The sequence below is a fragment of the Nitratireductor sp. StC3 genome (assembly GCF_003015025.1).
Classification (GTDB): Bacteria; Pseudomonadota; Alphaproteobacteria; order Rhizobiales; family Rhizobiaceae; genus Mangrovimarina; species Mangrovimarina alexandrii.
In genome coordinates this window covers 206030-224312 of record NZ_PYBP01000003.1, presented here as the reverse complement: position 1 = coordinate 224312, position 18283 = coordinate 206030, and the positions used below count along the sequence as shown (strand labels likewise).

The following is an 18283-nucleotide window of genomic DNA, read 5'->3' as shown; positions in this document are numbered from 1 at the left end:
AAGCCCGCGCGGACGACGCCGTGCGACCGCGCGGCGGCGGCTGGCCGCATCGCGGGCGTTTTGCTGGTCCTTGCCGGTGCTGCTTGCCGGGCCGACAACCGCGCGCTACCGGTTGGGGACGGTCGTGCCGGCGCGCGGCCGAACGAAGCAAGGAAAAAGGGGTCTGGCATGAGCGAACGCGCCCTGTGGCAGTTGAGTGCCTGTGAACTGGCCGAAGAAATCGCGGCCAGGCGGATTTCGGCCGAGGAAGCCGTGACCGCCAATGTCGAACGCATGCGCGCGCGCAACGGCGCGATCAATGCCGTGGTCGACGATCTCGGCGAGGCGGCGATCGACGAGGCACGCCGGCTCGATGCGACGATGGCGGCGTCGGGCGCACCGGTCGGCCCGCTGCACGGCGTGCCGGTGACGATCAAGGAAAACGTCGACCAGAAGGGCCGCGCGACCCCGAACGGGGTGACCGCGTTCAGGAACATCATTGCGCCGGACGACGCGCCGGTGGTCAAAAACCTGAAAAAGGCGGGCGCGATCGTGATCGGGCGCACCAACACGCCCGAATTCTCCTTCCGCGCCACCACCGACAACGAGCTGCACGGGCGGACGCTCAACCCCTGGGCGGACTGGGCCTCGCCGGGCGGTTCGTCCGGCGGCGCCTCGGCGGCGGTGATGTCGGGCATGGGCGCGCTCGCCCATGGCAACGATATTGGCGGATCGCTGCGGTTTCCCAGCGCGGCCACCGGCGCGACCACGGTCAAGCCTGGTCTCGGCCGGGTGCCGGCCTACAATCCGTCGGCCAAGGCCGAGCGCGGGCTTCTGGCGCAGATCATGTCCGTGCAGGGCGTGATCGCGCGCGAAGTGCGCGACGTGCGCGCCGGGCTGAAGGCGCTGATCGCCTACGATCCGCACGATCCGTGGATGGTGCCGATGCCGTTCGAGGGGCCGGTCGAGACCGGCCCGCTGCGCGTGGCGGTCACACGCGACACGTTCGAGTTCGATCTGCATCCCGCCGTCGAACAGGCCATCACCAAGGCGGCCGACTGCCTGGCCGATGCCGGCTACGAGATCGTGGAGATCGACCCGCCGCTGGTGCGCGAATGCGGCGAAATCGGCTACCGCGCGCTGATGGGCGAGGTGCGCGCGTTGTTGGGGCCGGATATCGACAAATATGGCAGCGACACGATCAAACGCATCTTCGAGGACTATTTTTCGTTGTTTGCGCCGTTCGAAGGCACGGAACTGCTGGCGGCGATGGCCAAGCGGGCCCATTTCACGCGCGAATGGCTGGTGTTCATGCAAGATTATCCGCTGGTGCTGACCCCGTTCCTGACCGGGCCGGTGTTCGGCTGGAACCGCGACGCCGAAGGCGTCGACGGCGCGATGGAGGTGCTCGGCAAGGCGCATTATTCCTTCGCGATGAATTTCATGGGCCTGCCGGCCGGTAATATCGCCGCCGGCTTCCATGACGGCCTGCCCATCGGCGTGCAGATCGTCGGGCGGCGCTTCCGCGAGGATATGGTGCTGGACGCCTGCGAGGCGGTCGAGGCGGGCGTCGGCGTGATGGCGCACAAATTGTTCGCGCGCGGGTCGTGAGGTCGCGTCACGCCTTGCCGGCATCCTCATCGCGGGCGAGTTGGACGAGCGCGCCGACCGATCCCAGCTCCGCGAGTTCGGGACGGCAGCTCAGATAGACCTCGGCTCCGAGATCGGCGTCGACCTTCAGGCGCAGGGTCGACAGCCGGGTGTCCCGGCCGACCTCTCCATCGAAGACCACGCCGAGGCCAAGGCCGGCCGCGGCCGCCTCCTTGACCATTTCGCGGCTGCCGAGGCTGGCGGCAATGCGCGGCTTGATACCGGCCTTGCGCATGGCGTTCATGAAGACGGCGCGGGTGACGGACCGTTCCTCGCGGACCAAAACCGGCCATCGCTCGAGCATTCGCGGCTCGATTTCGCCCTCTCCGGCCAGAGGGTGATCGGAGCGGGCGACGAGGACGAGGTCCTGGCGTCCGAGCGGCAGATTGAAAAGCTGTTTGCGGCAGGCGAGCTGCGAGGTGACGATGACGTCGACCCGGTTGCCGTCGAGATCGTCCATCAATTCACTGGTGTTGCCGTCCTGCAGCGTCAGGTCGATGCCCGGATAGCGGCTTGAATAGAGCGCAAGCAGGCCGAGGATCGTCGCCGGCGTCGAAACGCCGACCCGCAACTGGCCGCGCATCAAGGTGCGGGTGGCGGCGACGCTGTGCTGCATCTCTTCGAGCAGATGCAGGACGCGCGGCACCAGGCCGAGCAGGTGCTGGCCTTCCGCCGTCAATTCCACGCGCGTGCCGCCGCGCAGGAACAACAGCGCCCCCAGCGCCTCCTCAAGCCCCTTGATCTGCACCGTGACGGCCGGCTGGCTGACGCCCAGGTGCTGGGCGGCCTGGGAAAAGCTGCCGGTCTGGGCGACGGCATGGAAGGCGCGCAACTGGGTGAAATTCATCGGGGCCGTTACCTGTTTGTCATAAACGAATTTCATAAAACGGTCATCGCAATTTACTAACCATTATCACGCCTTCCCCGCAAGGTGCCTTTTTCGACAGGAGCGCGCGACCCGCGCCTTTGTCCTCTCAACTGGAGCAAGCCAATCATGAAAAACGGATTTATCGGCCTTTTCGCCGCCGGTGCGATGGTCGCGCTGTCGTCCACCACGGCGCTCGCCACCACCCAGGTGCATTTCTGGCACGCGTTCTCGCCCGACATCAAACTCGGCAAGGTGCTTGCGCGCTATGCCGAGGAATTCAACGCCAGCCAGGACGATTACGAGATCGTGCTGACCTACAAGGGCACCTATGACGATACCATCAACGCCACCATCGCGGCCGTGCGTGCGGGCAAGCAGCCCGCCATCGCCCAGGTCCATGGCCCGGCCGTGCCGACGCTTATCTTCTCCGACGCGGTGGTGCCGGTCGACACCGTGATGGCCGATGCCGGCTACACGATCGATTGGGAACGCTTCATCGAACCGGTGATGGCGATGTACCAGTTCGAGGGCAACCAGATGGCGATGCCCTTCAACACGTCCACGCCGCTGATGTGGTACAATGCCGACGCGTTCGAGAAGGCCGGCATCGCCGAGGTGCCGGCGAGCTGGGACGATCTGGATGCTGCCGCGCGCAAGCTCAAGGATGCCGGCTACGAGTGCCCGGTGACCTCGTCGTGGCAGGAATGGATCGTCCTGAAAAACTATACGTTCATCGAAGACCAGCCGTTCGCCAGCAAGGCCAACGGCATGCAGGGCCCAGACGCCGAACTCACCTTCAACAAGACCCGTTTCGTCGATCACCTGGACCGTATCCAGGGCTGGATCAAGGACGGGCTCTACGAATATCAGGGCCGTCAGTGGACCGGCGCGCACCAGGCTTTCTACAATCAGCGCTGCGCGGTGCTTCTGGAAAGCTCGGCCGGGTATGGCGGCATCTCGCAGAACGCCAAGTTCGATTTTTCCGCCACGCTGCTGCCGGTCGAAGCCGACAACGACACGCCGCGCAACTCCTTCATCGGCGGTGCCGGCCTGTTCTTGATGAAAGGGCTCGACAAGCCCGTCTACGACGGCGCGGCCGCCTTCTTCAACTTCCTCGCCAGCCCCGAGATGCAATTCGACTGGCACCGGAATTCCGGTTATGTGCCGATCACCGTCGACGCCTACGAACTGGCCAAGGAGAAGGGCTATTATGACGAGTTTCCGCATCAGGAACTCGCCATCAAGCAGCTGATGCGCGAGCCGAGCGACAATACGCGCGGCATTCGTCTCGGCTACATGGTCCAGGTCGACGAGATCATCAACGAAGAACTCGAAAACGTCTGGTCGATGAAGAAGAGCGCCCAGGAGGCCGCCGACGACATGGTGCGCCGCGGCAATCCGCTGCTCAACCGGTTCGCCAAGACCATCGAATAACCACAGCGGCCTCGCCGTCCTCACGCCGCCGCCGCGCCGCTTCCGGCCGGCGGCGGTTCCTCCTTTGTATTTGGAAACATCCATGTCGGGTCGTGACAAAAAGGTCGTCTTCAAGGGACGCGTGCTGCCCTGGCTGCTGCTGGCGCCGCAGCTTGTGGTGCTTGCGGTGTTTTTCTTCTGGCCGGCGGGCGAGGGGATCGTGCAGGCGTTTTTCCTGTCCGATCCGTTCTTCAACACGATGATTTTCGTCGGGTTCGACAATTTCCGCGATCTTCTGACATCGCCGGAATACTGGGATTCCATCCGCGTCACGCTGGTCTTTTCGCTCGCCACAACCGCAACCGCGATGATCATGGCGTTCGCGCTGGCGGTCGCGGCCGACCGTGTTTTGCACGGCTCGATGGTGCTGCGCTCGCTGGTCATCTGGCCGTATGCGGTGGCGCCGGCGATCGCCGGCATGCTGTGGCTGTTTCTGTTTCACCCGGCGTTCGGCGTGCTCGCCCTGGCGCTCAGGGGGCTCGGCATCGACTGGGATCCGTTGCTCGACGGCACCGACGCGATGGTCCTGATCGTCGCCGCGGCAGCCTGGAAACAGGTTTCCTACAATTTCGTCTTCTTCTTCGCGGGCCTGCAGATGATCCCGCGCAGCCTGATCGAGGCGGCGGCGATCGACGGCGCCGGGCCGATGCGGCGGCTGCGCGATATCGTGCTGCCGCTGTTGAGCGCGACCACCTTCTTCCTGCTGGTCATGAACGTGATCTACGCCTTTTTCGACACGTTCGGCATCGTCGACGCGGTCACCGAGGGCGGTCCCGGCGGCGCCACCCGCATCCTGGTCTACAAGGTCTACAAGGACGGTTTTCAGGCCCAGGACTACGGCTCGTCGGCCGCGCAGTCGATCGTGCTGATGGCGATCGTAATCGTGCTGACATTCCTGCAATTCCGCTACGTCGAACGTCGCGTCAACTACGCCTGATGGGATCATGATCGAACATACACCCCGTTTCGACGCCGTCTGCTGGCTGATCCTCGCGATCGGGTTGGTGGCGATCTTCTTGCCGGTCTACTACGCCTTCGTCATCGCGTCGCAGCCCGACAGCGCGCAAAGCCTCGACCTCATGACCCCGCCGGGCGGCTATTTGTGGGAGAATCTGCGCGCGGCCTGGACCAAGGACGATCTGCAGCGCCAATTGCTGAACTCGACGGTGATGGCGCTCGGCATCACCGCCGGCAAGCTGGCGATCTCGCTGCTTTCGGCCTTCGCCATCACCTATTTCCGCTTTCGCTTCCGCATGGTCGCGTTCTGGGCGATCTTCATCACGCTGATGCTGCCGGTGGAGGTGCGGATCGTGCCGACCTTCGAGGTGGTGGCCAATGTCGCCCGGCCGTTGACGTCGATCATCTCGCTGGCGGGCATCGATATCGGGCTCAACTTTTCCATGCTCGACACCTATTCCGGCCTGATCCTGCCGCTGATCGCCTCGGCGACGGCCACTTTCCTGTTTCGCCAGTTCTTTCTGGTCGTGCCCGACGGGCTGTGCGAGGCGGCGAAGGTCGACGGGGCGAGCCCGATGCGGTTCTTCTTCGACATCCTGCTGCCGATGTCGATCACCTCGATCGCGGCGCTGTTCGTGATCCTGTTCATCTATGGCTGGAACCAGTATTTGTGGCCGCTGCTGGTGACGACGCAGGCCGACATGACCACGGTGGTGATCGGGGTCGCGCGTACCCTGCCGACCGACAATGCCGACACGCGCTGGAATTTGACCATGGCGACGACGCTGCTGGCTATGGCGCCTCCCGTTTTGGTGGTGGTGCTTTTGCAGCGCTGGTTCGTGCGCGGTCTGGTCGACCAGGAAAAATAGCGCTCCGGTCTTACCAGACCGGCAGTGCGCCGGGCCGTTGGCGGCGCGTGCGACCGGGCGCCGGCGCGGCGAAATCGAAGCCCGCGTCGTCCCCGGCGGCCGGCAGCGAGATGTTGTCGAGGCTTTCGGAGACGTGGCGAGCCAGCGCCTCAACGATCGCCGGTTGCGCGGTCTGGCCGCGAATCAGGCCGATGCGGCAGTCGGGCAGGGCGCCGAACCCGTCATTTTCGCTCAGAATCCGCATACCCGGCCGCAGCGCGCATTCGGGCAGCACCGACACCGCCAGTCCGCTCAGCACGGAGGCGATGATGACGGTCGCGGACCAGCTCGTGAACAGGATGCGGTAGTCGCGCTCCATGCGGTCGAGCACGTCGATGGCGGCGCGGCGCCACAGGCAGGACGGCCGTCCGACCGCCAGCGGCAAAATATCCTGTTCGTGCACGCAATGGTTCGATGAAGCGACCCACAAAAGCGGCTCGCGCCGCACGACCTGGCCGACGCCCTTTTCATCGTCGTGGGTTACCAGGGCGATGTCGAGCGTGCCGCGCCTGACCTGTTCGATCAGATTGACCGTCGGTTCGCAGACGACCGACAGCTCCACGCGCGGATTGGAGCGGGCGAAGCGGGCCATGATCTCGGGCAGGAAGCGATCGGCGTAGTCGTCCGGCGTGCCGATGCGCACCTGGCCTTCAAGGCTGCGCTCGTCGAAGGCGGCGATCGTCTCGCGGCTGAGGCGCAGCATGCGCCGGGCATAGGCCAGCAGCCTTTCGCCGTCTTCCGAAAGTCGGTTGACGCGACCGTTCTTTTCGAACAGCGGCCTGCCGATCCGCTCCTCGAGGCGCCGCATCTGCATCGACACCGCCGACTGGGTGCGGTGGACCTCCTCGGCGGCGCGGGTGAAGCTGCCGGTGTCGGCAATGGCGATGAAGGTCTGAAGCTGGTCGAGGTCGAGCGGGGCGGCCATGATGTTACCCATCAGATGTTTTGATCCTAAAGATTAAAAACATTCGTTCGACTAATCAATTGCCGCGTGCGAGACATGCCGCGTCCCGTTGAACGGTGCGACGCTTTTGCAAGTGGCGGTGAACGATCACCGCGCGAGCGGATGCGCACGTTCGGCGCGCAGGAGAACCGCCATGACCACGACCGACCACGAGACGATGTCCTTTGCCTCAGCCACCACCCGACCGCGGGTCGTGGCGGCAGCGCTCAATCGTTTTGCCGGTTGGGTAGGACGGCAGTTCCGCGCCTGGAAGAACCGTCGCGAAATCTACCGCCTCGGCGAGATGACGGATGCCCAGCTTGCCGATATCGGCCTGGTGCGCGGCGATCTTCACGTCGCCTATCAGGTGTCGGGCGGCGTCGATCCGACCTCGGTTCTCGGCACCATGGCGCAGGCACGCCGCCGCGAGATCGAACGCGGTGCGCGGCTGGTTTCCTGACCGACCCGAACCGTTTCCCGCAGGCTAGACACTCCCGCCGGCTTTCCCCCCGGCCCTTGCCTGCCCACTGCCCGGCCTCTCACCCCGCGGAGGCCGGGCTTTTTCTTGCCCTCCCGCAGGCCGGTTGCGGGCAGGCGGGGCGGCGCGCCGGCCTCAGCGATGCCGGTCCATGCCGCGCAGGAACTGGTCGAATACCGATTCCATGCCTTTTTGATAGTCGTCGCGCGTCTGGCGGCCGGTTTCGAACATGTCGCCGAAAAGATCGTCATAGGGCGTGCGCGGCCGGCCGCTCGGATTGGCGCGCGGGCGGCGCCTGGCCGGCTCCGGCGCCTCGGTCCTGCGCGGCTGCGCACCGCGCATCATCTCCTCGAAGATGCGCCCGAGCGGATTGTCGGCCTGTGCCTCCCGCCCGTCTTCGCGCGTCTGCGGTCGAGACGGGGGCTGTTGCTGCATGGCGCCGCCGAACATGTCTTGCAGCACCTTGCCGAACGGGTTGTCGAAGGGAGAGGGCGCGGCCTGCGGGTGCGGCGGCTGGCGGGGGGCGGTGCCGCTGTTGCCGGCGCCCTGGCGCATCATTTCGGCGATGATCTCGCCGAGCGGATTGCCGGAACCGCCGAACCCGGCGGCGCCGAAATTGGGCTGCACCGACTGGGCGCGGACGTCGCCGTCCAACTGGCCGGTCGACTGCTTGAACAGGCCCCCCATCACCATGGCGGCGATGACGGGCAACATCTGCCTGAGAACGTCCTGGCCGAGGCCGGTCGCCTGGGCGGCCTGGGCGGCGACGGCGCGCGACAGCTCCTTGGAGCCGAACAGATGGCCGAGAATGCCGTTTCCTTCCGCGACGCCCTGCGCGGAGAAGGCGTTGGCGGCGTCGTCGAAATAAGGCGCGTGGCGACCGGAGGAGAGCGCGGACAAAAACGCGCCGACGCCGTAGGGATCGGCGGCGTTGCGCTTCAGGCCCTGGCTGAAGGCCGGCAGCAGCGCCTCGAGCGCAAGTTGGGTCTGCTGCTGGCTCAAGTTGAACTGACGGGCCAGCAGATCCATGGCCCGCCCGTTCTGGGCGTTGGCGATCATGTCGTAGAGCGGCAGCATGGCGGTCTCCGGAGCGTTCTTGGCCCTCGGAGCCTATCCCAATATGGGTGTCGCGCAAACGGCCTCGGCGGCGGGCCGATCAAGGGCCGGCGCGGGCGACCGGCGCTCAGTAAGCGTATTCGAGGAAGACCGGCTCGATCGAGCCGCCCCAGCGGGTGTGGAAGGCGTCGATCATTTCGTCGGCGGACGTGGTGCCGCGCGCCACCACCTCGTCGAGCGGCGACAGGAAGCTGGTCTCGTCATAGCCGTCATGGTTGCGCAGATCGCGGTTTTTCAGCCCCATATGCGCGATCGCCAGCACTTCGCGCGCCATCTCGCGCAGGCTGTGGCCGCGGAAACTGGCGTCGATCCCCTCGCGCGGGACGGCGTCCCGCATCGCGCCGACCTCCTCGAACGACCAGTTCGCGGTGAGCGCTTCGGCGGCGTCCAGCGCCGCCTCGTCGTAGAGCAGGCCCACCCAGAAGGCGGGCAGTGCGCAGATGCGTCGCCACGGTCCGCCATCGGCGCCGCGCATTTCCAGAAAACGCTTCAGGCGCACATCGGGAAAAAGCGTCGACAAATGGTTGGCCCAGTCGCCCATGGTGGGCACGCCGTCGGGAACGGAATTCCTGAGCGCGCCGTCCATGAACTGGCGGAAGGTGACGTGGGTGCAGTCGTGGTAGCGGCCGTCGCGGATGATGAAATACATCGGCACGTCGAGCGCCCATTCGACATAGTCGGCAAAACCGAACTCGGGCGAAAAACAGAACGGCAGCAGGCCGGAGCGCTGATTGTCGGTGTCGCGCCAGATCTCGCCGCGCCAGGATTTAAGCCCGTTGGGCTTGCCTTCGGTGAAGGGCGAGTTGGCAAACAGCGCCGTCGACAGCGGCTGCAGCTTCAGCGACACCTGCATCTTGCGGCGCATGTCGGCTTCGCTGGAAAAATCGAGATTCACCTGGATGGTGCAGGTCCGGTACATCATGTCGAGGCCGTGGCGGCCGACCTTGGGCATGTAGGCCGTCATGATGTCGTAGCGCGATTTCGGCATTTTCGGCGTTTCGGCCAGCGTCCATTTCGGGCTGCCGCCGAGACCGAGGAAGCGGATGCCGAGCGGCTCGGCGATCTGGCGCAGCTGGGCCAGGTGGGCGTTTCCTTCCCGGCAGGTCTGGTGCAGCGTCTCCAGCGGTGCGCCGGAGAGTTCGAACTGGCCTCCGGGCTCGAGCGAGATCGCGCCGCTGCCGGTCGGCTCCACCAGGCCGATAATATTGCCGGCGTCGACGATCGGCTCCCAGCCGAGCACCCGCTGCATGCCTTCCAGAAGCGCCTTGATGCCGTTCTCGCCGCCATAGGGCACCGGGCTGTTGCCGTCGGCGTAGAAGGGAAATTTCTCGTGTTCGGTGCCGATGCGCCAGTCGGCGCGCGGCTTGTTGCCCGCGGCAAGGTAGTCGACGAGCTCGTCGACGGTTTCGATCGAGCGAATATCGGTCGTGTCACGCGCCATGAAAGCTTCCCAGGCAAGGATGTGGCCGAATTCGCGCCGGCGGGCGAGTGATGGCCGAGCCGGCAGGCGCAATCAAGCAAAAAAACCTGACCGGTGGTTCAAAGGCGCTTGATCGTCGGGACGCTTAGCGCGTCCATTGCCCGATATCGTCGCTTTCGCCGATCAGCGCCAGACCGTGGGCGATCGAGAGCAACTCGCCCCCGCTTTCGACGCGCACGGCGTCGAAGCGGCGCGAAAAAATGGCGCGCACGGCCGGGACGAAGGAGCTGCCGCCGGTGAGGAAGACCTTGTCGACCGCGTCGGCCGGGGTGCTGGTGGCAGTCAGCACGTCGTCGAGCGCACCTTCCATGCGCGCCAGGTCGTCGGCGATCCAGGTCTCGAAGTCGGCGCGACGGACGGTCTTGCGGCCGGCCGGGCCGAGCGGGGGGAAATGGAATTCGGCCTCCGTCGCCTCCGACAGCGCCATCTTGGTTGCCGCGATCGCCTGGTAGAGCGGATAGCCTTCGTCATAATCGATCAGGTCGACGAAAAGCTGGAGTTTTTCCGGTTCGGTCGCGTGGCGCAGCAACGATTTCAACTCGGCGAATTCGCGCGTGGTCTTGAAGATCGAGAGCTGATTCCAGCGCCCGAAATTGGCGAAATAGCTGGCCGGCAGGTCGAGCAATTTGCCGAAACTGCGAAACTGGCTGCCTTTGCCGATTTCCGGGGCGACCAGCCTGTCGATCAGGCGGTAGTCGAAATGATCGCCCGCAACGCCGACCCCGGCATGACCGAGCGGCACGGCGCGCACGGCGCCGGCATGATGTTCGAAGCGGATCAGCGAATAGTCGGTCGTGCCGCCGCCGAAATCGGCGACCAGCACGGTGGCATCGCGCGTTAGCTGCTGGGCGAACCAGTAGGCGGCGGCGACCGGCTCGTAGATAAAGTGGATCTCGGGAAAGCCGAACCGGGCGAGGGCGGCCTGATAGCGCTCGAGAGCCAGGCGCTCGTCAGGATTCGAACCGGCAAAACGCACCGGCCGGCCGACCACCAGCCGGGCAATCTCGGCGGGCCAGGCGTCGCCCGCATAGGCTTGCAGCCGGCGCAGGAAAACCTCCATCAGGTCCTCGAAGGAATGGCGCTTGGCGAAGATGGTGGTGGCCTGAAAGACCGTACTGGCCGCGAATGTCTTGATCGATTGCAGGAAGCGGCAATCGCCCGGATGTTCGATGAACAGCCCGATCGCGGCCTCGCCCGCCTCGATGCGCAGCGACTGCGTGCTGCGCCCCTCCTTCATGAAGGCAAGCGCGGTGCGCATGGCGTCGGTCGTGCCGGCGCTGGAGCGAAACGGCAGCGAGTGCGTGGCGGTGCCGGACGGGTCTGCGACCGCAAGGACGGAGTTGGTCGTGCCGAAATCGAGCCCGAGCGCGCGTGCCATGGCCGGCGTCAGTCCTGTCTGGGGTGAGGTTGAAGCGACGCGGCGGACACGATGCGCGCCCGCCGCCAGGAGAAGGTTCTGGTCGCACGGCCGGCGGGCGGTTGGCAAGCGTGCCGGAGGAAAATTCCGGCTTGCTGAACCTGCCGTCCGGCTGTCGCGTCCGCTCAGATTGCGTCGGGGCGCGTCAGCTTTGCGGCGGTGGGCATGTGCCGATCGCCAAGCCGAGCGCCCCTTCGGCAGGCCATGGCTTAGCGCCAGTCGCCGATCGTTGCCTGAATGACGGCCAGCGCCGCCACGGCGGCGGTGTCGGCGCGCAGGATGCGCGGACCGAGCGGGATGGCGGTAACGAAAGGCAGGGCGTGCAGGGTGCGGCGTTCGGCGTCGGAAAAACCGCCCTCGGGACCCACGATCAGCCCAATCCGCTCGGTCTCAAGCGCCTGCAGGGCGGTCAGCGGGTTGTTGGTTTCAGCGCTCTCGTCGCAGAAGATCAGCCGCCGTCCGGGGTCCCAGTCGGCAATAAGCCGGTCGAACTTGACGGGGGCGTGAACGGGGGGCACGGCAAGGATGCCGCATTGCTCGGCCGCTTCGAGCGCGTTGGCCCTGAGCCGCTCGATACCCGGCTTGTGCATCTGGCAGTGCTGGGTGATGACCGGGGCGAGCGCGCCGGCGCCCATTTCCACCGCCTTTTGCACCAGGTAGTCGAGCCGGCCCTTTTTCAGCGGCGCGAAACAATAAAGGAGATCTGTAGGCGCGGGCTGCGGCCGCGTCTGCTCGATCAGGGACAGGCTGGCGGATTTCTTGCCGCTTGCGGCAAGCCGGCCCCGCCATTCGCCGTCGCGTCCGTTGAAGACCAGCAGTTCGGCGCCCTCGCGCATGCGCAGAACATTGAGCAGATAATGGGCCTGGTTCGGGCTCACCGCGACGGTCGCCTCAGGCGTCAGATCGGCGTCGAGGAACAGCCGCTGCATCGTATAATTGGCACGCATGGGCGAGCAATGCGCGTGCCGGCCGCGGCGGTCAAGAGCGGTTCTGCCCGGTAAAGACGCGCGCGCTGCGGCTGCGACCGGCTACGCGGCGAGGCGCTCGACGCGGTTGCGGCCGGTCTGCTTGGCGCGATAGAGCGCGACGTCGGCCCGGCGCAGCATCGTCTCCAGGCCGAGCCCGGCATCGTAGTGCCAGAACCAGCCGACGCTCACGGTGATGGTGAGCGTGTGCTCGCCGGTGGTGACGGGTTCCGCCTGGACGGCGATGCGAACGCGCTCGGCCGCCTGCTCGGCCTCGTGCGCGGTGGCGCCGTGCAGATGAACCGCGAATTCCTCGCCGCCGATGCGCGCCACCAGCGCGTCCCGACCCGCCACCTCCTCCACCACGCGGGCGCAGGCGCGCAGGACGGCGTCGCCGGCGGCATGGCCGTAGCGGTCGTTGACGCGCTTGAAGCGGTCGATGTCGAGCAGGAGCACGGCCTGGCCGGCATTGCCGTCGCGGCGCATCCGCGCGGCGACTTCGCGCTCGAAGGCGCCGCGATTGAGCAGTTCGGTCAGCGAATCATGCGCGGCGGCGTGACGCAGTTTCGCCGTGGTCCGTTCATAGGCGATCGACAGGGCGAAGGCGCCGCTTGCCGGCGTGTGCAGCAGCGCGATCATCAGGTGCAGCGTGAGCATGGCGTCGTAGGGAAGATAGGCGTCGAAACCGTCGCCCACGAACAGGCCCTGCACCACCCGTGCGGCGAAGGACAAGGACAAGAGCGCGTAGGCGGCGACCAGCCCGTAGCGCGACGGCAGCTGGTCGGCGCGGTCGCGCCAGAACTCCCAGGCGGCCGCGCCGGCGAGCGTGGCCAGAAGGATGTTCACGATGCTGTAGATGGTGGCATAGGAACCGGCGACCGGCGGAATGGCGCACAGGACCAGGAACAGGACGGTCGGCGCCCAGGTGCTGCGCGCGGGGCTGGCGCGCCCGCTGAACTCGCGCGCGGCGCGCCAGCGCAGGCCGAAGCCGGCAAGCAGCAGCCCGTTGGGTACGATCATCGACAGTGTCTCGGGCAGGCGCGCGGGGATCATGAAGAACACCAGCGCCGCGGCCAGCAGCAGATTGCCGGCACACCAGGAGTGCCAATAGGCCTGGTCGGGATTGCTGCGCCTGGCGAAATGGAAGGCGACAGCCATCAAGGCGAGCACGACGGCATTGGCGGCGAAAAGCGTAAAACTGTCCAGCCCCACCATGCCCTCCGTAAAATGCGTATCTGTTCGTCCGGATGCAGCAGATTTACGCGGTCCGCCCTACCGTCACGTTACGCGGCATGGTTTCGCGGCCGTTAAGCGGTGGGTGCTGCCGAAGACCCCGTGCGGGCGGTTTCGTGCAGGACCGGTTTGTAGCCGGCCTTGAGCGCGGCGAGCGTGGCCGGCGGCGTTACCAGGCGCAGCCGTGTATCCGGACGGCTCGAAAAAGCCGGCGCGGGGCCATATCCGGTGAAGCTCCAGCGCCGCAACGCGCCGCCGACAACCAGCAGGGCCTGCTTGTCGTGCGCCACCATGGCGCCGTCGGGCAGGGTGCGGACGGCGTCGCCCCAGACGGATAGACGTTCGTGCGGCGGGGTCAGGCGCTCGCGGTGGAGACGGGCGTCGATTGCCGGCGCACGCGCCGCGTCGAGGCCGTTTCCGGCGGCGAAGCAGGAAGCGAACGTTGTGGCCTCCTCGCGGCGGCAAAAGAAGCACGGTCGGTGGCCGGCGGCCAGCGCGGTCGCCTCGTCGAGAAAAAACAGTTCGGTCCAGCCGGCATTGCCGGACGGCGCGTTGCGCCCCATCACCACGCGCCGGCGGCCGCCAAACGCGCATGAACACACGATCCAGGCCTTGGTGGTCCAGCGTTTGGCCGTCAGCGTCCTGGTCTCGGGGTCGTGCAGGATGCCGCGATTGCCGGTGAAAAGCCCGCGCGCGGCCGTGGCCCGGATTTGGCCGAAAGGATCGACGCGGTTCTGCAGCGGCATGTCTTCGTTTCCCCGATCGCAATCCGGCGTTTGCGTCTGAGCCGGGGCATGGTATCGCTGGGCGACGTCGCTGCCACCCGAATTCGGTTCTATCCCGTCCGATGCGCGTTCTCGTCGTCCAGAATTTCGATGAAACCAGCCTGGGACTGGTCGCGCGCGCCCTCGCGGAAGCCGGGGCGGAAATCGAGGTTTGCCGAACCTTCGCCGGCGACCGCCTGCCCGGAACGGAACGCGGGCATGACGGGCTCGTCGTTCTCGGCGGTGCCCAGAACGCGCTCGACGATGAAAACCATCCCTATCTGCCGCAGCTTGCCCGTCTGATGCACGATTTCGTGGTTGCCGACCGGGCCGTGCTCGGCATCTGCCTCGGGGCGCAGGTGCTTGCCCGGGCGATGGGCGGGCGCAACCTGATCGGTGCGGCGACGGAATTTGGCTGGCGGGTTGTGGAACGGACGCGGGATGGCGACAGCGACCCCGTGTTGCGTGTCGCGCCGGCCCGGTTCCCGGTCTTCGAATGGCACGACGACACGTTCACCCTGCCGCCGGGTGCGCTCAGGCTGGCCAGGAACAGCGCGGCCGAAAACCAGGCCTTCCGCGTCGGTCGCGCCGGCTACGGCATCCAGTTTCATTTCGAGGCCGACAGGGCGCTGGTGCGGCGCTGGAACGCGGTGTTTCGCGAGGATCTCGCCGAAAGGCAACCGGACTGGCCGGCCCGGTTCGAGCGCGAAGCCGAACGCCATGGGCCGGCGGCCGACGCGGCGGGGCTTGCCCTGGCACGGGCCTGGGCGAGCGTGATCTGACACGTCATCGAAGCTGCCGCTGGGCGGACGCGTTGCGTGGCATTTTTGATACGCCTTCTTCACCCGCATGTGGAACGCTTCACAGAAGACTAGCCCCGGACGGGTTAGCGCATTAAGGGCATGGCTCTCCTGCCGGGACCCCGCCGGAGGGCGGCGTCGCGAGGGTGGAGACAAAGGCCTGTTACATATTTCTGATTTTCTGCAACCGAATCGTAACCACGATCATTTTTAATACGAAGAAAGACAACAGAGACGATGACGCCCGTGAAAGCTGCGCTCCTTTCCTTCCTCATGCTCTCCGGAATCGCGATCTGGGGGATTGGCATCTATTCGGCCGACGCCCATTCGGGCCATCTCGTCACCGACGGCTACGGCGTCGGCGCTGGCCGGAACTGATCTTTTAATCCGTGCGGGCTTCCAGAAGGCGCTTTTCGTGCCCGTCCACGACAAAGGCCGTCAGGCGCCCGCTGGCATAGGCGAGCGTGTCGACATTGACGCGGTTGGGCATGATTTCGGCCTCGTCCTGCGGCGTGTGGCCGTGCACCACCACTTTTTCGTGCAGGCCCGCATGGCTCAGGAACGGCTCGCGGATCCAGATCAGGTCATGCGGGTCCTGGTCGGCAAGCGACACCCCGGGCCTGATGCCGGCATGGCAGAAAAAGAAGTCGCCGAACGCGACCGAGCGCGGCAGGCCGTCGACAAAGTTCCTGTGGGCTGACGGGACCGCGACTGCGAGCGCAGCGCGGCTTTTCTCGGCCGCGGCCGGGTTCGAGAAATCGGCTGCGATCCCGTAGGAGCGCGCCGTGTCGATGCCGCCATAGCGGCTAAACAGACCGCTCGTGTCGCCATCGTCGAGAAACGCGCGGAAATTCGTGTCGTGATTGCCGGCGAGGGCGACGATATGCGGGTCCTCCGCGATGCGCTCGGCGAGAAAGGCGAGAACGCCCTTGGAGTCGGGGCCCCTGTCGACATAGTCGCCGAGATGGACGATGCGCCAGTCGGCCGGCTTGTCGCGCATCAGTTCGGCGCGGATCTGGCCGTGCATGGCGCGCAGCAGGTCGAGCCGGCCGTGCACGTCGCCGATCGCGTAGAGCCGGATGCCGTCCGGCGCGGCGGCGTCGAGGAAATGCACGCCGGTCACGACGGCGGCCTCAGCCGACGACGATCAGGTGCAGCGCGCGCGGGCCGTGCGCGCCGAGAATGATCTTCTGCTCGATGTCGCCGGAGCGTGACGGGCCGGTGACGAAATTGAGGGTGCGCGGCATGCCGCCCTTGCCGAATTTGCGCCGCAGGCCGGAAAGTACGGTTTCCAGGTCGCCGGCAATGTCCTTGGCGTCCACCACCACGATATGATGCTCGGGCAGGAAATTCACCGTGGACGGATTGTCCTTGCCCGACAGCAGCGCCACCGTTCCGGTTTCCGCGATGCCGGCGAAGGCATGGCTGACGCCGACCTCGTCGAAACCGTCCGACGGTCCATATTTCAGTTCCAATGATTTCAGCTTGTCCCAAGGCATCGCCTTCAGCCGGCGGTCGGCGCCCATGCGCACGGAGGCGGGCAGGTTTTTGGCGCGCAGATAGTCCGAGACCGTTTTCGGCACGCGCTCGGGCGAACGTACGCGCGTCACGCTGGCCGCCACCGCCTCGGCCATCTGGCAGAACAGCTTGACCTTCTGGGCGTCGCTGCCCTGGCCGCGCTCGGGCACGATGCCTTTCGGCGGTTTCGCCAGCCGCTTCGCGACCGTCTCGCGCCGGGTGGCATCGTCGGCCCCGGCGCCGAGCGTCTTGCGCAGCTTGCCCATGATCGCATCGCGCGCACTCATGCCGCCGCCCTCTGCTTGCCGCTTTCGCGTTCGCGCCATTGCTGCATGAAGGTTCGCGACTCCGGAGCCGGCAGGTCGCGGTGCCTGGTCCAGCCGCCGGCCAGAGGCAGAAACGAGAACCGCTTCTTGCGCCCGCCGAACAAGGCAAGCAGCGGGATCGCCATCGAGGTGGCAAAATTATAGAGCCGCGGACGCTTGGCGAAGGCGGCCCAGATTTTCAGGCCGTAGCGCTGGGTGGCCGGGTTGAGGCCGCGCTCGAATTCGCGCTCGCGCCAATGCCGCATCATCTTGGGCAGGGGGATGCGCATCGGGCACACGCTTTCGCAGCGGCCGCAGAAGGTCGAGGCGTTGGGCAGATGTCCGCCCTTGTCGACGCCGATCAGCGAGGGGGTGAGAACCGCGCCCATCGGACCGGGATAGACCCAGCCATAGGCGTGGCCGCCGACGGCGTGGTAGACCGGGCAATGGTTCATGCAGGCGCCGCAGCGTATGCAGCGCAGCATGTCCTGGAACTCGGTGCCGAGCATCGAGGTGCGGCCGTTGTCGAGCAGGATCACGTGATATTGCTCCGGTCCGTCCGGATCGCCCTTGCGGCGCGGTCCGGTCGACAAGGTGGTGTAGACGCTCATGTCCTGGCCGGTCGCCGAACGCGCCAGCACGCGCAGGATCTGGCTGACATCGTTGAGCGTCGGCACGATTTTCTCGATCGAGGCGATCACGATGTGCACGCGCGGCAGCAATTGGGTCAGGTCGCCATTGCCCTCATTGGTGACGATCACCGAGCTGCCGGTTTCGGCGACGAGGAAATTGGCGCCGGTAATGCCGACCTCGGCCTCGAAATATTGGGCGCGCAGTACGCGGCGCGCCTCGTCGAGCAGGGTTTCGGGTTCGGTCAGGTCGCGATCGTCGGGCAGGTAGTCGTGGACGCGGCGGAAATCGGCTTCCACCTGATCCTTGTTCACATGCACGGCCGGGGCGATGATGTGGCTGGGATGCTCGTTGCGCAACTGAATGATGTATTCGCCGAGATCGGTTTCCACCGCCTTGATGCCGGCGAGCTGCAGGAAATCGTTGAGCGCGATCTCCTCGGTGATCATCGATTTGCCCTTGGTGACCGTGCGGGCGTTTTGCATGCGGCAGATGTCGAGAACGATGCGGCGCGCGTCCTCCGCCGTTTCGGCCCAGTGCACATGGCCGCCCGAGTCCGTCACCTTCTGTTCGTAGGCCTCCAGATAGAGGTCGAGATGGGCGAGCGTGTGGTCCTTGATGTCGCGTGCGGCGTCGCGCAGCGCGTCGAACTCGGGCAGCGCATCGGCGGCTTTGCGGCGTTTGTCGATGAAGCCGGCGCGCACATTGCCGAGCGCCTTTTGAAGCTGGGCGTCGTGGAGCGCGTGGACCGCGTTCTGCTTGAATGTCGGTGAAGTGACTTCCATGGCGTTCGGCCCCG

18 protein-coding genes are annotated in these 18283 nt (G+C 66.1%); 7 read left to right on the top strand and 11 right to left on the bottom strand.

Features of this window, described 5'->3' with window-relative positions; translation table 11 throughout:
• The first annotated feature begins 168 nt into the window (after window positions 1-168).
• Window positions 169-1590 (top strand): amidase family protein, encoded by a 1422-nt coding sequence (locus C7T96_RS08235; RefSeq protein ID WP_106570726.1) that lies wholly within the window; start codon window positions 169-171, stop codon window positions 1588-1590.
• 7 nt (window positions 1591-1597) lie between these two features.
• On the opposite strand, the gene C7T96_RS08230 is transcribed toward C7T96_RS08235, so the two are convergent.
• Window positions 1598-2512, bottom strand: coding sequence for a LysR substrate-binding domain-containing protein (locus C7T96_RS08230; RefSeq protein WP_106570725.1), 915 nt, complete (start codon window positions 2510-2512; stop codon window positions 1598-1600).
• Window positions 2513-2623: 111 nt separating this feature from the next.
• Here C7T96_RS08230 and ugpB point away from each other — a divergent pair, with 111 nt between their 5' ends.
• The 3 genes from ugpB to C7T96_RS08215 all read left to right on the top strand — a co-directional run bounded on the left by ugpB (window position 2624) and on the right by C7T96_RS08215 (window position 5796).
• Window positions 2624-3931, top strand: coding sequence for a sn-glycerol-3-phosphate ABC transporter substrate-binding protein UgpB (gene ugpB, locus C7T96_RS08225; RefSeq protein ID WP_106570724.1), 1308 nt, complete (start codon window positions 2624-2626; stop codon window positions 3929-3931).
• Between the two features lie 82 nt (window positions 3932-4013).
• Window positions 4014-4907, top strand: coding sequence for a sn-glycerol-3-phosphate ABC transporter permease UgpA (ugpA, locus tag C7T96_RS08220; protein WP_106570723.1), 894 nt, complete (start codon window positions 4014-4016; stop codon window positions 4905-4907).
• A gap of 7 nt (window positions 4908-4914) precedes the next feature.
• On the top strand, window positions 4915-5796 hold the full coding sequence (locus C7T96_RS08215; protein WP_106570722.1) for an ABC transporter permease subunit: 882 nt from the start codon (window positions 4915-4917) through the stop codon (window positions 5794-5796).
• A gap of 10 nt (window positions 5797-5806) precedes the next feature.
• Here the strand turns inward: C7T96_RS08215 and C7T96_RS08210 are convergent, their stop codons facing one another.
• Window positions 5807-6760, bottom strand: a complete 954-nt coding sequence (locus C7T96_RS08210) for a LysR substrate-binding domain-containing protein (protein WP_106570948.1) — start codon at window positions 6758-6760, stop codon at window positions 5807-5809.
• Between the two features lie 172 nt (window positions 6761-6932).
• Here C7T96_RS08210 and C7T96_RS08205 point away from each other — a divergent pair, with 172 nt between their 5' ends.
• On the top strand, window positions 6933-7238 hold the full coding sequence (locus C7T96_RS08205) for a DUF1127 domain-containing protein (protein ID WP_106570721.1): 306 nt from the start codon (window positions 6933-6935) through the stop codon (window positions 7236-7238).
• Window positions 7239-7391: 153 nt separating this feature from the next.
• Here the strand turns inward: C7T96_RS08205 and C7T96_RS08200 are convergent, their stop codons facing one another.
• The 6 genes from C7T96_RS08200 to C7T96_RS08175 all read right to left on the bottom strand — a co-directional run bounded on the left by C7T96_RS08200 (window position 7392) and on the right by C7T96_RS08175 (window position 14213).
• A complete protein-coding gene (locus C7T96_RS08200) occupies window positions 7392-8333 on the bottom strand; it encodes a DUF937 domain-containing protein (RefSeq protein WP_106570720.1) in 942 nt (313 codons plus the stop codon).
• Window positions 8334-8439: 106 nt separating this feature from the next.
• Window positions 8440-9813: a glutamate--cysteine ligase gene (locus C7T96_RS08195; protein WP_106570719.1), complete on the bottom strand. Its 1374-nt coding sequence runs from the start codon at window positions 9811-9813 to the stop codon at window positions 8440-8442.
• A 124-nt stretch (window positions 9814-9937) separates the two neighbouring features.
• Window positions 9938-11230, bottom strand: coding sequence for an Hsp70 family protein (locus C7T96_RS08190; RefSeq protein WP_106570718.1), 1293 nt, complete (start codon window positions 11228-11230; stop codon window positions 9938-9940).
• 248 nt (window positions 11231-11478) lie between these two features.
• Window positions 11479-12216 (bottom strand): 16S rRNA (uracil(1498)-N(3))-methyltransferase, encoded by a 738-nt coding sequence (locus tag C7T96_RS08185; RefSeq protein WP_106570717.1) that lies wholly within the window; start codon window positions 12214-12216, stop codon window positions 11479-11481.
• A gap of 81 nt (window positions 12217-12297) precedes the next feature.
• On the bottom strand, window positions 12298-13449 hold the full coding sequence (locus tag C7T96_RS08180; RefSeq protein ID WP_106570716.1) for a GGDEF domain-containing protein: 1152 nt from the start codon (window positions 13447-13449) through the stop codon (window positions 12298-12300).
• 92 nt (window positions 13450-13541) lie between these two features.
• Window positions 13542-14213, bottom strand: a complete 672-nt coding sequence (locus tag C7T96_RS08175) for a hypothetical protein (protein ID WP_106570715.1) — start codon at window positions 14211-14213, stop codon at window positions 13542-13544.
• A gap of 101 nt (window positions 14214-14314) precedes the next feature.
• On the opposite strand from C7T96_RS08175, the gene C7T96_RS08170 reads away from it, so the two are divergent.
• A complete protein-coding gene (locus C7T96_RS08170) occupies window positions 14315-15013 on the top strand; it encodes a type 1 glutamine amidotransferase (RefSeq protein ID WP_106570714.1) in 699 nt (232 codons plus the stop codon).
• A gap of 264 nt (window positions 15014-15277) precedes the next feature.
• Entirely contained in the window at window positions 15278-15409 is a 132-nt protein-coding gene (locus C7T96_RS24475) for a hypothetical protein (protein WP_275069011.1), read from the top strand.
• 4 nt (window positions 15410-15413) lie between these two features.
• Here C7T96_RS24475 and C7T96_RS08165 read toward each other — a convergent pair whose 3' ends face one another.
• The 3 genes from C7T96_RS08165 to C7T96_RS08155 are packed head-to-tail and all read right to left on the bottom strand — an operon-like array spanning window position 15414 to window position 18269.
• Complete coding sequence (locus C7T96_RS08165; RefSeq protein ID WP_106570713.1) at window positions 15414-16154, bottom strand: metallophosphoesterase; 741 nt, start codon at window positions 16152-16154, stop codon at window positions 15414-15416.
• A gap of 10 nt (window positions 16155-16164) precedes the next feature.
• Window positions 16165-16836, bottom strand: a complete 672-nt coding sequence (locus tag C7T96_RS08160; protein WP_106570712.1) for a lactate utilization protein — start codon at window positions 16834-16836, stop codon at window positions 16165-16167.
• Window positions 16833-18269 carry a LutB/LldF family L-lactate oxidation iron-sulfur protein gene (locus C7T96_RS08155; protein WP_106570711.1) on the bottom strand — a complete coding sequence of 479 codons (1437 nt, stop codon included), beginning with the start codon at window positions 18267-18269 and terminating at the stop codon, window positions 16833-16835. Before C7T96_RS08155 ends, C7T96_RS08160 begins: the two co-directional genes overlap by 4 nt.
• Window positions 18270-18283 lie beyond the last annotated feature (14 nt).